The sequence below is a fragment of the Mycobacterium sp. M26 genome (assembly GCF_001494595.1).
Lineage (GTDB): Bacteria > Actinomycetota > Actinomycetes > Mycobacteriales > Mycobacteriaceae > Mycobacterium.
This window is the reverse complement of sequence record NZ_LN929908.1, coordinates 572,529-586,104: the sequence shown is the minus strand read 5'-3', so window position 1 is coordinate 586,104 and position 13,576 is coordinate 572,529. Positions and strand designations below refer to the sequence as shown.

11 protein-coding genes and 1 pseudogene are annotated in these 13,576 nt (G+C 68.4%); 7 read left to right on the top strand and 5 right to left on the bottom strand.

The window, feature by feature from the left end:
- Window positions 1-49: 49 nt before the first annotated feature.
- Window positions 50-859, top strand: a complete 810-nt coding sequence (locus BN3385_RS12310) for a serine/threonine-protein kinase (RefSeq protein WP_059017044.1) — start codon at window positions 50-52, stop codon at window positions 857-859.
- Here the strand turns inward: BN3385_RS12310 and rsmA are convergent.
- From rsmA to BN3385_RS12295, 3 genes are all read right to left on the bottom strand, one after another.
- A complete protein-coding gene (gene rsmA / locus BN3385_RS12305; RefSeq protein WP_059017043.1) occupies window positions 853-1,770 on the bottom strand; it encodes a 16S rRNA (adenine(1518)-N(6)/adenine(1519)-N(6))-dimethyltransferase RsmA in 918 nt (305 codons plus the stop codon). The two genes, BN3385_RS12310 and rsmA, sit on opposite strands and share 7 nt — an antisense overlap.
- Window positions 1,767-2,888, bottom strand: coding sequence for a resuscitation-promoting factor (locus BN3385_RS12300; RefSeq protein ID WP_059017042.1), 1,122 nt, complete (start codon window positions 2,886-2,888; stop codon window positions 1,767-1,769). The genes rsmA and BN3385_RS12300 overlap by 4 nt, the downstream gene beginning before the upstream one ends.
- 150 nt (window positions 2,889-3,038) lie before the next feature.
- Window positions 3,039-3,866 (bottom strand): TatD family hydrolase, encoded by an 828-nt coding sequence (locus BN3385_RS12295; protein ID WP_059017041.1) that lies wholly within the window; start codon window positions 3,864-3,866, stop codon window positions 3,039-3,041.
- Between the two features lie 87 nt (window positions 3,867-3,953).
- Between BN3385_RS12295 and metG the strand changes: the two genes are divergently transcribed.
- From metG to BN3385_RS12275, 4 genes and pseudogenes are all read left to right on the top strand, one after another.
- The gene (gene metG / locus BN3385_RS12290; RefSeq protein WP_059021858.1) at window positions 3,954-5,540 is read left to right on the top strand and encodes a methionine--tRNA ligase; all 1,587 of its coding nucleotides are present in this window, start codon (window positions 3,954-3,956) and stop codon (window positions 5,538-5,540) included.
- 49 nt (window positions 5,541-5,589) lie between these two features.
- A pseudogene (locus BN3385_RS12285) lies at window positions 5,590-6,788 on the top strand (NAD(P)/FAD-dependent oxidoreductase).
- On the top strand, window positions 6,785-7,672 hold the full coding sequence (locus tag BN3385_RS12280; protein WP_059017040.1) for an RNA polymerase sigma-70 factor: 888 nt from the start codon (window positions 6,785-6,787) through the stop codon (window positions 7,670-7,672). The pseudogene BN3385_RS12285 and the gene BN3385_RS12280 overlap by 4 nt, the downstream one beginning before the upstream one ends.
- A gap of 45 nt (window positions 7,673-7,717) precedes the next feature.
- On the top strand, window positions 7,718-8,962 hold the full coding sequence (locus tag BN3385_RS12275; RefSeq protein ID WP_059017039.1) for an aminodeoxychorismate synthase component I: 1,245 nt from the start codon (window positions 7,718-7,720) through the stop codon (window positions 8,960-8,962).
- Here BN3385_RS12275 and rsmI read toward each other — a convergent pair.
- Complete coding sequence (rsmI, locus tag BN3385_RS12270; protein ID WP_059017038.1) at window positions 8,923-9,768, bottom strand: 16S rRNA (cytidine(1402)-2'-O)-methyltransferase; 846 nt, start codon at window positions 9,766-9,768, stop codon at window positions 8,923-8,925. The two genes, BN3385_RS12275 and rsmI, sit on opposite strands and share 40 nt — an antisense overlap.
- A 25-nt stretch (window positions 9,769-9,793) precedes the next feature.
- On the opposite strand from rsmI, the gene BN3385_RS12265 reads away from it, so the two are divergent.
- The gene (locus BN3385_RS12265; RefSeq protein ID WP_059017037.1) at window positions 9,794-11,341 is read left to right on the top strand and encodes a dolichyl-phosphate-mannose--protein mannosyltransferase; all 1,548 of its coding nucleotides are present in this window, start codon (window positions 9,794-9,796) and stop codon (window positions 11,339-11,341) included.
- A gap of 24 nt (window positions 11,342-11,365) precedes the next feature.
- On the opposite strand, the gene BN3385_RS12260 is transcribed toward BN3385_RS12265, so the two are convergent.
- Complete coding sequence (locus BN3385_RS12260; RefSeq protein WP_059017036.1) at window positions 11,366-12,295, bottom strand: LLM class F420-dependent oxidoreductase; 930 nt, start codon at window positions 12,293-12,295, stop codon at window positions 11,366-11,368.
- Window positions 12,296-12,431: 136 nt separating this feature from the next.
- Here BN3385_RS12260 and BN3385_RS12255 point away from each other — a divergent pair, with 136 nt between their 5' ends.
- Window positions 12,432-13,571, top strand: a complete 1,140-nt coding sequence (locus BN3385_RS12255; RefSeq protein ID WP_059017035.1) for an NDMA-dependent alcohol dehydrogenase — start codon at window positions 12,432-12,434, stop codon at window positions 13,569-13,571.
- Window positions 13,572-13,576: the final 5 nt, after the last annotated feature.

Genomic DNA, 13,576 nt, shown 5'->3' with positions numbered 1-13,576 from the left:
GGGGCCCATTCACCCGACGTCGAGCGGAGCCGAATCTAGGGTCGGAGGTGTGGCACACCCCGGGCAGCGATTCGAGGGCTACCTCGTCGAGACTCTGCTCGGCCGCGGCGGGCAGGCGTCCGTCTACCGCGCCTCGGATCCGGATCCGGCGCATCCGGTCGTCGCATTGAAGGTTCTCGACGAAACCCACCGCGACCCGGCAGGCACCGCACGGCTGGCGCGCGAGTTCCGGATCGCCGCCGCCCTACGCCACCCGCACATCGTGGCGGTCTACGAGCACGGACCGATCTGGATGACGATGCACTACATCGACGGCGGCAACGCCGCAGCGCTGCCGACGCTGCAGACCAAGCTGAAAGCCCTCGAGCAGATCGCCTCCGCACTGGATCATGCGCATCGTCACGGCATCGTGCACACCGACGTCAAGCCCACCAATATCCTTGTCCACCATGATTTTTCGAGCCTCGGCGCGGTTTTGATCGACTTCGGTGTGGCACATGTCCTGGCCGAGGACGTCTGGCATCGCGCCCCGCAGGTGCTCGCCTCACTGCCCTATGCGGCACCGGAACTGCTGCAGGGCCGGCTACCGCAGGCCGCCACCGACGAGTACGCGCTGGCGTGCACCGCGCTGGAGATGCTGACCGGACTGACCCCCTATCCGGGTGAACATCCGATGGCGTTGGTCGACGCACATCTGCACACCGCGCCGCCGGAGATCTCCCGCCGGGTGCCGTGGCTGTCGCGCTCGTTTGATCTGGTGCTGGCACGCGCGATCGCCAAGGATCCGGACCGGCGCTACGAATCGTGCGCGGACATGATGCACCACCTCAGTGATGCGGTGGAACGAAGCGGTCAGTAGACCCCGGCCGGCCGCGAGGTGCCCTCGTCGGCGGCATCGGTGGTCGGCAGGAAATCCGCGGAGCGCTGGTAGAGCCGCACGAAGTCGGCGACGCCCAGCGTCTCGCCCCGGCGGGCGGGGTCGATGCTGGCGGCCAGCAGCCGCTCGGCGGATTCGTTGCCCGAGCCGGCCCACTCCAGGAAGGCGTTGCGGACCGTCTTGCGCCGCTGCGCGAAGGCGATGTCGATCAGGTCGAAGACCTTCTCGCGGAAGCCGTCGTCGGTGGGCCACGGCGAGACCTCGTGCCGGTCGATCCGGACCAGACCCGAGTAGACCCGCGGGATCGGCCAGAACACCGTCGGCGACACCATGCCGTAGCGGCGCACCTTGCCGAAGAAGCGAACCTTCACGCTGGGCACGCCATAGTCCTTGCCACCGGGCTCGGCGGCCAGCCGCTCAGCGACCTCAGCCTGAACCATCACCATCACGGTGCGGATCGACGGGAACTCGGCGAGCAGGTGCAGCAGCGCGGGAACCGCGATGTTGTACGGCAGGTTGGCCACCACAGCGGTGGGCAGCTCGGCCAGATCGGACCGTTCCAGGGTCAGAATGTCCTGGTTGAGCACGGTCAGCCGGTGGATCTCGCTGTGCGAATGCTCGGCGACCGTCTTCGGCAGCCGCTGGGCGAGCACCGGATCGATCTCGATGGCCGACACCGTCGCGCCCCGATCGAGCAGGGCCAGCGTCAGCGAGCCGAGTCCGGGACCGACCTCGAGCACGTGATCGTGCTTGTTGATGCCCGACGCGGACACGATCCGGCGCACGGTGTTGGCGTCATGGACGAAATTCTGACCGAGAGATTTACGCGGCCGAAAGTCGAGTTCTTTGGCCAAGTTTCTGATCTCGGTGCGTCCCAGGAGACGAATTGTCACGATGCACTCCTACCACACACCGGCCACGCTCCCCATCCTTGTCGTGCCCGAGTAACTTCAGCAATTGCTATTTGTTCTTCTCTGGTTGCCAGATCGGCTCGGCCAGCATACCTCAAACCACCGTTTCTTTCCCAAGTGTTTTGATCAAACTGAACACCGCCGTAGTACCCGTTGCCTGTGTTGATCGACCAGTTACCGCCCGCTTCACACCTGGCAATGGCATCCCAAATGGCGCCATTTGTTACCGGGGGAACTTCTGTTCCCGGTTTTGCTCCGACCCGGAGTACCGATTCACGAGCCGGCGCGATAACGGTGTTGGCAACAGGGAGGCGTCCGGTTTCCACACCATTGACCGTCGCGACAGCAAAAGTTACGTCTTGTATGCCTGGTGTTCCGGGGTCTTCGACCACCTGACGGCTCATATTCAAGGTCGGGTCTTCGATGCGCTTGGCCGGCGGCAGCAGGGGCACCTGCTGGGTGACCTTCTCGATCCGCATCCGGGTCACCTGGATCTGCATCCCGGCGATGACCGGGGAGGACGCCGTGGGCACCACGGTGTCGGCCTGCTCCAGCGGAACGCCGGCGGCGGCCAGCAGGGCGCCGACGTTAGGGGCGGCCAAATGCACCGTGCTGACCTGCCCACCATCGTTGATCTGCACGGTCTTTGCGCTGACCACCGGCAGTGCCATGCCTTCCAGTGGCAGGCGGCTGCCGCGCGAGGCGGCGGCCGGCGCGGTGTCGGACATCTGCAGCTGATGCAGCGCCTCGTCGACGGTTGAGGCGGTGGTCCACACCTGCTGGGCGTTCTGCCCGTCCAGCGAGATCTGCAGCGGCCGGCTGCGGCGCAGCACGATCGTCTGCGCGTCCGCCACGGTCTGGCCGGCGGCCGGGAACAGGTCGTCACGGTCGGCCACCGAGTAGCCGTTCTCCTCGACGATGTCGATCACCCGCGACTTCATCGTGGTGACCTTCATCTGGGTGCCGTCGACCTCCAGCGTCACCGTCTTGTGCGCGGTCACCGCGAAGATTCCGGCCCCGGCCAGCGTCAGCAGCAGCGCAGCCACCACCAGACGCAGAGCGGGGGAGGGCGACTTGTGCAATGTGGTCAACGCGTTCAAAAGTCTTCGATTCCGCCTCGGCAACAAACAAACAGGGGCCCCCTACAAGCAGCCCCTTCGATCACAAGACGGTAACGAATCCGGCTGCAGCCGGGCAACTTGGTCGGCTGGGTCTCAACAAGCCCTTAGAGACCGGCCGCTACCGGCCCGCTACACACCGTAGATGCGCCGGGCGGTTGCGTAAGACTGCTCGGCCACCAGCTCGGCGGGACGGTCGACGACGTCGGCCAGCGCCCGCACCGTGTAGGGCAGGCAGTACGGCTCGTTGGGCGCCCCGCGATAGGGATGGGGGGTCAGAAATGGCGCATCCGTCTCGACCAGCAACTGATCCGGCGGGATCAGGGTGGCGGCCTCCCGCAGGTCGCGGGCGTTGCGGAAGCTGACCGTCCCGGACAGGCTGAGCACCCACCCGGCGTCCACACAGGTGCGGGCCATCTGCGGGCCGGACGAGAAGCAGTGGAAGATCACCGTCTCCGGGGCGCCCTCGGCGCGCAGGACGTCGAGCACCTCGGCGTCGGCGTCGCGGTTGTGGATCATCAGCGGCTTGCCGGTCCGCTTGGCGAGATCGATATGCCAGGCGAACGACTCGCGTTGAGCGGCCGGCTCGGCACAGCCGGCCAGCTTGCCCGGCCAGTACAGGTCCATCCCGGTCTCGCCGATCGCCACCACCCGCGGCTGGGCGGCCAGCTTCTCGAGTTCGGCCCGGGCGGTCTCGGTCAGGGCGCCGGCCCGGGTCGGGTGCAGCGCGACCGCGGCGTAGACCCGCGGATCCCAGGTGGCGGCGTCGGCCGCCCAGCGGGCGGCGTCCAGGTCATCGGCGATCGTCACCGCGGCCAGCACGCCGACCGACTCGGCGCGGTCGAGCACCGCGCGCACGTCGGCGGCATCGCGGGCCCCGCAGGCATCCAGATGGGTGTGGGCGTCGATCAACGGCCTCAACGGCTCTGGTAGCGGCGGTGCCGGACGCTCTGAACCCACCGCAACACAATAAAGTGAACGGCGAGATGACCACTTCTTCCCCCGTCCGCTCTGACCCCCCCGCAACACAATAAAGTGAACGGCGAGATGACCACTTCTTCCCCCGGCGCGGGGGCGCGCACCCCAGGCCGCCCGCCGTTCTACATCACCACCGCGATCGACTACCCCAACGGTGCGCCCCACATCGGGCACGCCTACGAGAAGATCGCGACCGACGCCCTCGCGCGCTTCAAGCGTCTCGATGGTTTCGACGTCCGCTTCCTGACCGGGACCGACGTCCATGGCCTGAAGATGGCCGAGACGGCGGCCGCCCAGGGCATCCCGACCGCCGAGCTGGCGCGGCGCAACTCTGATGTGTTCCAGCAGATGCAGGAGCGCCTCAACATCTCCTTCGACCGGTTCATCCGGACCAGCGACGCCGACCACTACGAGGCCTCCAAGGCGATCTGGCAGCGGATGAACGAGGCGGGTGACATCTACCTGGGCAGCTACCAGGGCTGGTACTCGGTGCGCGACGAACGTTTCTTCACCGAGGACGAGACCGAGGTGCGCGACGACGGGGCGCGCTACGCGGTCGAGACCGGAACCCCGGTCACCTGGACCGAGGAGCAGACCTACTTCTTCAAGCTCTCGGCCTACGCCGAGCGGCTGCTGGCCCACTACGCCGCCAACCCCGGCTTCATCGGGCCCGACGTCCGGCGCAACGAGGTGGTCAGCTTCGTCTCCGGTGGCCTGCGGGACCTGTCGATCTCGCGCACCACGTTCGACTGGGGCGTTCCGGTGCCCGAGCATCCTGACCACGTCATGTACGTCTGGGTCGACGCGCTGACCAACTACCTCACCGGCGTCGGCTTCCCCGACACCGACTCCCCTGAGTTCCAGCGGTACTGGCCTGCCGACATCCACGTCATCGGCAAGGACATCGTCCGGTTCCACACGGTGTACTGGCCGGCGTTCCTGATGTCGGCGGGGATCGAGCTGCCCAAGCGGGTGTTCGCCCACGGATTCATCAACGTCAAGGGCGAGAAGATGAGCAAGTCGGTCGGCAACGTGATCGACCCGATCTCGCTGGTCGACGAGTTCGGGGTGGACCAGGTGCGCTACTTCTTCCTGCGCGAGGTTCCGTTCGGCCAGGACGGCAGCTACAGCGAGGACGCCATCATCGGCCGGATCAACGCCGACCTGGCCAACGAATTCGGCAACCTCGCGCAGCGGTCGCTGTCGATGGTCAACAAGAACCTCGACGCCGCCGTCCCGACCCCGGGCGAGTTCAGCGCCGAGGACACCGAGCTGCTGGCGATCGCCGACGGGCTGCTGGACAAAGTGCGGGCCGCCTTCGACGAGCAGGCCATGCACATCGCGCTGGAGACCATCTGGCTGATGCTGGGTGCGGCCAACCGGTATTTCTCCGCCCAGGAGCCGTGGGTGCTGCGCAAGTCGGAGTCGGCGGCGGACCGGGAGCGTTTCCATACCGTGCTGTACGTGACGCTGGAGGTGGTGCGCATCGCCGCACTGCTGGTGCAGCCGGTGATGCCGGAGTCCGCGGCCAAGCTGCTGGACCTGCTCGGCCAGCCCGAATCGCAGCGTGACTTCACCGCGATCGGAGTGCGCATCGCGCCGGGAACCGCACTGCCCGCTCCGGCCGGGGTCTTCCCGCGCTATCAAGCAGAGTGATCTGCGTCACGTAGAGTCACAGTCAGGGCCTGCGAGGTGTCTTGGGGGCATGACTGAAATCAACGCTCAACACGATGCACAACACACCACTCGCGTCGTCGTCATCGGCGGCGGCTATGCCGGCGTGATCGCGGCCAACCGGCTGCGGCAGCGTCCCGCCGTCGCGGTCACCCTGGTCAATCCGCGCCCGGAGTTCGTCGAACGCATTCGGCTGCACCAGCTGGCCGCCGGATCCGATGACGCTGTCGTCGACTTCGCCGACATCCTCGCACCCGGAGTCGAACTGGTCGTCGACGCCGCCACCCGGATCGACACCGGTGCCCGCCAGGTCGAGTTGTTCGCCGGCCGCCCGATCCGCTGCCCTACGACTACCTGATCTACGCCGTCGGCAGCGGATCGGGCGGCCCCACAGTGCCGGGAGCCGACGAATTCGCTTATCCCATCGGCGATCTCGAGGAGGCCAAGCGGCTGGCTGCCGCCCTCGACGAACTGCACTACGGGGCGCCGGTGGCGGTGGTCGGCGCGGGCCCCACCGGGATCGAGACCGCCGCCGAACTGGCCGAGCAGGGTCGCGCGGTGACGCTGGTCTGCGGGCCGGTGCTCGGGCCCTACCTGAGCGCGCCGGGGCGCCGGTCGGTCGCCAAGCGGCTGCGCACGCTCGGCGTGCAGATCATCGACGGCCCGGGTGCCATGGTCGCTGCCGTCGAGCCCGACGCCGTGGTGCTGGCCGACGGCAGGCAGGTGCGCAGTTTCGTGACGATCTGGAGCGCCGGATTCGGTGTGCCGGACTTGGCGGCCCGCTCGGGACTGCGGACCGACACGATCGGCCGGCTGCTCACCGACGAGACGCTGACGAGCATCGACGATCCGCGGGTGGTGGCCGCCGGCGACTGCGCCGCCCCGTCGGGCGAACCGCTGCGGATGAGCTGCCAGGCCGCGCTCCCGCTGGGTGCCCAGGCCGCCAACACCGTGCTGGCCCGCATCGTCGGCGACCAGCCGGCCGCGATCCGGCAGGCGTTCACCGGCCAGTGCATCAGCCTGGGCCGCGCGGCGGGCACCATCCAGATCTCCCGCACCGACGACACCGCGCTGCCGCTCTCCATAGGAGGGAGAATGGCGGCCAGGATCAAGGAAGCAATCTGCAAGGCCACCATCAGCGGACTGCGCCGCGAGGCCCGCAGGCCCGGGTCGTATGTGTGGCTCAAGGCGGGTAAGCGGCCGGCGGCCGAGGCGGTGCCGACACCGTGACCAACGCCGACGACCACGCCGACCGCTTCACCGTGCTGCGGCCGCTGCTGTTCACCATCGCCTACGAGATCCTCGGTTCGGCCACCGAGGCCGACGACGTGCTGCAGGACAGTTACCTGCGCTGGTCGGGGGTGGATCTGGCCCAGGTCCGCGACACCAAGGCCTACCTGGCGCAGCTGGTGACCCGCCAGGCCCTGAACACGTTGCGCAGTCAGGCCCGCCGCCGCGAGGACTACGTCGGCCCGTGGCTGCCCGAGCCGCTGTTGCTCGACGACGCGTCCGCGGATGTGGTGCTCGCCGAGTCGGTGTCGATGGCGATGCTGGTGGTGTTGGAGACACTGAGCCCGGACGAGCGCGCGGTGTTCGTGCTGCGCGAGGTGTTCGGCTTCAGCCACGACGAAATCGCCTCGGCGGTCGGTAAATCCGCGGCGGCGGTGCGCCAGATGGCGCACCGCGCCCGCGAGCATGTGCAGTCGCGGCGCAAGCGGTTCGAGCCCGTCGACCCGGGCAAGTCCGAACAGATCACCACCGCGTTCCTGGTCGCGGCCGCCACCGGCGACCTGGACGGTCTGATGGCGATGCTGGCCCCGGACGTGGTGTTCACCTCCGACAGCGACGGCAAGGTCAGTGCGGCACGCCGGCCGGTGCTGGGCGCCGAGAAGGTGGCCAGGCTGCTGATCGGCCTGATGAGCCGGGCTGGCGCCGAGTACACGGTGGAACTGGCGTCGTACAACAGCGCACCGGCGGCGATCGTCTACCGCGACAATCGGCCGGACAGCGTGTTCCTGATCGAGGTGATCGACGGCAAGATCACCAACTTCTACGCGATGCGAAACCCGGAGAAGCTGGCATCGGTGACCGTGCCGCGCGAGATCAGCCGCTGAGCCCGCGACTTTGCGTCTGCTCGGCCCAGCCGTCAGGCTTAGGCGATGCGCACCGATCGGCTCGGCGACATCGGCACCGCAGCCGACGTGCTGTGCGCGCTCGCCGATGCCGCCACCCGGCGAGGTCTGCCGCCACCGGCGGCGCTGACCGGCGACTGGTTCGGCTCCGCGGCGGTGATCGCGCCGAGTGTGGCGGCCCAGCCGGTGAATCCGGCCGACGTCTTCGCCGTCACCCCGGGTGCGCGCACCGACGCCGTCGGTGGCGGCTGGATCGGGTACGTGTCCTATCCCGACTCCGCCGCTGATGGCCGCGGGCCGCGCATCCCCGAGGCCGCCGGCGGCTGGACCGACTGTGTGCTGCGGCTGGATCGCGACGGCTGCTGGTGGCACGAAAGCCTCACCGGCGCAACGCTTGCGCCGTGGGTACGGGAGGCGATCTCTTCCTCGGTGTCAGCGGGCCGCTGCGAGATCGATTGGGCCGAGCCCGATTTCGAGGCCCACCAGGCCGGGGTCGCGCAGTGCCTGGAAGCGATCGCCGCCGGAGAGGTGTACCAGGCCTGCGTGTGCACGCAGTTCACCGGAGCCGTCTGCGGTTCGCCGCTGGACTTCTTCGCCGACGCCGTCACCCGGACCACGCCGGCCCGCGCGGCCTACCTGGCCGGCGACTGGGGCGCAGTGGCGTCACTGTCACCGGAGCTGTTCCTGCGCCGCCGCGGCAGCCAGGTGACCTCCAGCCCGATCAAGGGGACGCTGCCATGGCATGCCGATCCGGCCGCGCTGCGGGCGTCGGTCAAGGACGTCGCCGAGAACATCATGATCGTCGACCTGGTACGCAACGACCTCGGCCGGGTGGCCGAGGTGGGCTCGGTGGCCGTTCCCGAACTACTCGCCGTACGTCCCGCCCCCGGGGTGTGGCACCTGGTGTCGACGGTGCGCGCGACGGTGCCCGTCGACGTGTCCACCGCGGCGGTACTGGATGCCGCGTTCCCACCCGCCTCCGTTACCGGCACACCCAAAACTAGAGCGCGTCAACTCCTTGCGCGATGGGAGCCGCACCGGCGCGGGGTGTACTGCGGCACGGTCGGCATGGCGTCCCCGGTCGCGGGCACCGAACTGAACGTCGCGATCCGCACCGTGGAGTTCGACGCGGACGGCGGTGCGGCGCTGGGCGTTGGCGGCGGGATCACCGCCGACTCCGATCCGCTGGCCGAGTGGCAGGAGTGCCTGCACAAGGCGGCCCCTGTCGTGGGTCAGTTCTCCTGGGAGCGCGCGCGCAGCACCGCGTCGTAGAGCTCACGGCGCGACGGCGCGCCGGGGTGGGCGTCGATCACCCGGGCGCAGGCATCCTTGACCCGCATCCCGTCCGCAACCAAAACCTCAACTTCACCGACCAGGGTCGCCGCATCGGCCACCGGCCGAGCACCCTCGAGCACCACGGTGATCTCACCGAGCACCTTCTCGTCGGCCCAGTCGGCGAGCTCGGCCAGCGACCCGCGCAACACCTCTTCGTGGATCTTCGTCAGCTCCCGGCACACCACCGCGCGGCGCTGCCCACCCAGCTCCTCGACGGCGTCGCGCAGCGTTTCGGCCAGCCGGCGTGGCGACTCGAAGAACACCGTGGTGCGCTGTTCGGTCACCAGCCCCGCCAGCCAGGCCCGCCGCGCGGACTGTTTGCGCGGCGCGAAGCCCTCGAAGCAGAACCGGTCCGACGGCAGGCCGGAGACCGCGAGCGCGGTGGTCACCGCGGACGGACCGGGCAAGCACGTGACGGCGAGTCCGGCCTCGACAGCAGCGGTCACCATCCGGTAGCCGGGATCGTTGATCAGCGGCATCCCGGCGTCGCTGACCACCAGCACCATGGCGCCGGCCTTGATCTCGTCGATCAGCCCGGGCACCCGGGCCGCCTCGTTCTGGTCGAACAGACTCACCACCCGGCCGCCGATCGTCACACCGAGGGATTGGGCCAGCGTGCGGACCCGCCGGGTGTCCTCGGCAGCCACGATGTCCGCGCTGGCCAGGGCGTCGACCAGCCGCTTCGAGGCGTCGGCGGGCTGGCCCAACGGCGTGGCACCCAGGATCAGTCGGCCGGAGGGCATGCCCGACAGCCTACGATCGCTAACGATGACTGCCACCGCTGATGACGTCGCGCCGGAGCGCCACGTCCCCGTCATCAGCCCCGGCCCGCTGGTGCCGGTAGCGGACTTCGGGCCGCTGGACCGGATCGAGGGCTGGGCCGCCACCGCCGTCATCACCGCACTGGCCGCGTTGACCCGGCTGATGAACCTCGGCTCGCCCACCGATGCGGGCACACCGATCTTCGACGAGAAGCACTACGCGCCGCAGGCCTGGCAGATGCTGCACAACTACGGCGTGGAGGACAATCCCGGGTTCGGCCTCGTGGTGCACCCGCCGCTGGGCAAGCAGCTGATCGCGATCGGTGAGGCGCTGTTCGGCTACACCGGCGTGGGCTGGCGCTTCACCAGCGCGGTGCTGGGCGTGATCCTGGTGGCAGTGGTGGTGCGGATCGTCCGGCGGATCACCCGCTCCACCATGATCGGCGCGATCGCCGGCCTGTTGCTGATCGCCGACGGTGTCAGCTTCGTGGCCGCCCGCACCGCGCTGCTCGACGCGTTCCTGACGTTCTTCGTGGTGGCGGCGTTCGGTGCGCTGATGGTCGACCGAGACCAGGTACGCGAGCGGATGCACAACGCCCTGCTGGAGGGGCGCATCGCCGAGACGCCGTGGGGACCGCGGCTGGGGGTGCGCTGGTGGCGGTTCGGCGCGGGCGTCCTGCTGGGCCTGGCCTTCGCCACCAAGTGGTCGGGCCTGTACTACATCGTGTTCTTCGGCGCGATGTCGCTGGCGTTCGACATCGCCGCCCGCCGCGCCTACCGGGTGCCGCGGCCGTGGTTCGGGGCGATCCGGCGCGACGTGGGTCCCAGCGCGTATGTGTTTCTGCTGATTCCGTTCGCGGTGTACCTGGCGTCGTATGCGCCGTGGTTCTCCTCGGAGACCGCCGTCAACCGGTACGAGGTCGGCGAGTCGATCGGGCCGCGGCAGTGGTACCAGCCGCCGGACGCGATCCGGTCGCTGTGGCACTACACCTACAAGGCGTATCACTTCCATTCCACGCTGACCAACGCCAACGGCAACCACCACCCATGGGAGTCCAAACCGTGGACGTGGCCGATGTCGCTGCGTCCGGTGCTCTACGCGATCGACAACCAGAACGTGCCGGGCTGTGGGGCGTCGTCGTGCGTGAAGGCGGTGATGCTCGTCGGAACCCCGGCAATGTGGTGGCTGGCGGTGCCGGTGCTGTTCTACGCCGCATGGCGGGCGTTCGTGCGGCGTGACTGGCGCTACGCGGTGGTGCTGACCGGGTATTGCGCGGGCTTCCTGCCCTGGTTCGCCGACATCGACCGGCAGATGTACTTCTTCTATGCGGTGCCGATGGCGCCGTTCCTGGTGATGGGGATCGCACTGATCCTCGGCGACATCCTGTATGCCCCGAAACAGAACGCCGAACGGCGAACTCTCGGCCTGATCGTGGTCAGCGGCTATCTCGCGCTGGTGATCACCAACTTCGCGTGGCTGTATCCGATCCTGACCGGGATTCCGATCTCGCAGTCGACGTGGAACATGGAGATCTGGCTGCCCAGCTGGCGGTGAGCCTGGCCAGGCAGCCAGCTCGCCTCACAGTCCGAGGGCCGGCTTGAGTGCCTCGGCAACGGCGGTGACCAGCCCTGGGTGGTAACCGTCGATGCTGGTGATCGGACTGAGGATGACGCCGTCGACGCCGGCGTCGAGGATCTTGGTCTTGACTTGATCGGCGATCTGCTCGGGGCTGCCGTAGACCGCCTGCTGCCTGAAGTCCTCGGGGATGAAATCGGGAGTGACGTTCTCGTCGATGATCGCGATGGCCAGCACGCTGGTTTCCAACGTGGCCGGGTCACGGCCGATGTCCTCGCAGCGGTCTCGGACCACCCCGACCTTGCGGGCCAGCTCGTCGAATCCGGCGATGATGTTGAGGTGGTCGAAGTAGCGGGCCGCCAGCGGGATCGTCTTCTTCTCCCCGCTGCCACCGATCATCAGCGGGATGTGGTCGCGGAAGCGCGGGTTGGCGAAAGCCTCCTGGGTTCGGTAGTACTTGCCCGTTGCGGTCACCCGGTCGCCGGCGAGCATCGGCAGGATGATCTCCAGCGCCTCGTGGAGTTTGTCGAATCGATCGGTGAAGGTGCCGAACTCGTAGCCCAGAGAATCGTGTTCGAGTTCGAACCAGCCGGTGCCGATACCCAGGACGGCGCGGCCCTGGCTGATCACGTCCAGCGTGGTGATGGCCTTGGCGAGCAACGTCGGGTTGCGGTAGGTGTTACCGGTCACCAGGGTGCCGAGCTGGACGTTCTGCGTCACCGCGGCTAGTGCACCCAGCGCGGTGTAGGCCTCGAGCATCGGCTCCTCGGGCGCACCGAGGCCCGGCAGTTGGTAGAAGTGGTCCATCACGAAAACCGAGTCGAAGCCGGCCTCCTCGGCCTCACGCGCCTGCGCGATCACCGTCGGGAACAACTCCGCCACGCCGGTTCCGTAGGAGAAGTTTGGGATCTGAAGTCCAAGTTTGATTGCCATGGGTGAAAACGTAACCCCGGCGAAGCGGAGTATGCGCCCCGTTTCCCTTCGAGCGAACTCGGGAATACCGCGGACCCGGTGGACCCACAGTGAGATCTCGCACCCTGTGCCCACGCCGCACCCGTAATGTCGGGGCATGAGGAGCCGGGCCGCGATCGTGCGTGAGGTGGGCGGCGCCTGGTCTGTGGAGGACTTCGAGCTCGACCCGCCGCGCACCGGCGAGGTGCTGGTGCAGATGGCCGCCGCCGGACTGTGTCATTCCGACGACCACATCCGCAACGGCTTCATGTCTCCGCCCGGCGCGCCGACGAAACGGCCGCCGACGATCGGCGGCCACGAGGGGTCCGGCGTTGTCGTAGAAGTCGGCGACGGCGTCACCGGCCTGGCGCCCGGCGATCATGTGGTGACGTCGTTCGTCGCGGTCTGCGGGCACTGCCGGTGGTGCGCGTCCGGTGTGGAGTACCTGTGCGACAAGGGCTCCGGTGTCCTGACCCCGGGTATGCCCACCGACGGCACCTTCCGCCACCACACCCTCGACGGTGACGACCTCGGCCACACCTCGAAGATCGGCGCCTTCGCCGAACACACTGTGGTGGCAGCGGATTCACTGGTGAAGGTGGACCCCACCATCCCGCTGCTGCCTGCCGCGCTACTGTCCTGCGCCGTGCCGACCGGGTACGGCTCGGCGACCCACCGCGCCGGTGTGCGCGGCGGCGACACAGTGGTGATCGTCGGCGTCGGCGGCATCGGCACCGCCGCGGTGCAGGGCGCTCGCATCAACGGCGCCACCACGATCGTCGCGGTGGATCCCCGCGACTCGCGACTGAAGTCGGCACTCGGTTTCGGCGCCACCCACACCGCCACATCCACGGCTGAGGCGACCGATCTGGTCCGCGACCTCACCCGCGGTGTGATGGCCGACGCCGTCGTCGTCTCGCCGTCCGATATCACCGGCGAGGACATCCGCGCCGCACTCGCCCTGACCCGCAAGGGCGGCACCTGCGTTCTCACCGGGATGGCGCCCGCCGGTGCCCAGCCGGTCCAGCTCGACGTGCAGGATCTGGTCCTGATGAACAAGAACCTGTGCGGGACGGTGTTCGGGTCGTGCAACCCGCGCTCCGAGATCCCGCGGCTGGCCGCGATGTACACCGCGGGCCAGCTGTTGCTCGACGAGATGATCACCCGCCGCTACCGGCTCGACGACATCAACGACGCCTTCGACGACCTGTTGCGCGGCGAGCTGGTCCGCGGCGTCATCGACTTCGGAATCGCCTGAGCCGC

Excerpts from the sequence above, each read along its gene's own strand:
- metG (WP_059021858.1), top strand. The coding sequence starts at position 3,954 with ATGACCACTTCTTCCCCCGGCGCGGGGGCGCGCACCCCAGGCCGCCCG.
- BN3385_RS12275 (WP_059017039.1), top strand. The coding sequence starts at position 7,718 with ATGCGCACCGATCGGCTCGGCGACATCGGCACCGCAGCCGACGTGCTG.
- rsmI (WP_059017038.1), bottom strand. The coding sequence starts at position 9,768 with ATGCCCTCCGGCCGACTGATCCTGGGTGCCACGCCGTTGGGCCAGCCC.
- BN3385_RS12265 (WP_059017037.1), top strand. The coding sequence starts at position 9,794 with ATGACTGCCACCGCTGATGACGTCGCGCCGGAGCGCCACGTCCCCGTC.
- BN3385_RS12260 (WP_059017036.1), bottom strand. The coding sequence starts at position 12,295 with ATGGCAATCAAACTTGGACTTCAGATCCCAAACTTCTCCTACGGAACC.
- BN3385_RS12255 (WP_059017035.1), top strand. The coding sequence starts at position 12,432 with ATGAGGAGCCGGGCCGCGATCGTGCGTGAGGTGGGCGGCGCCTGGTCT.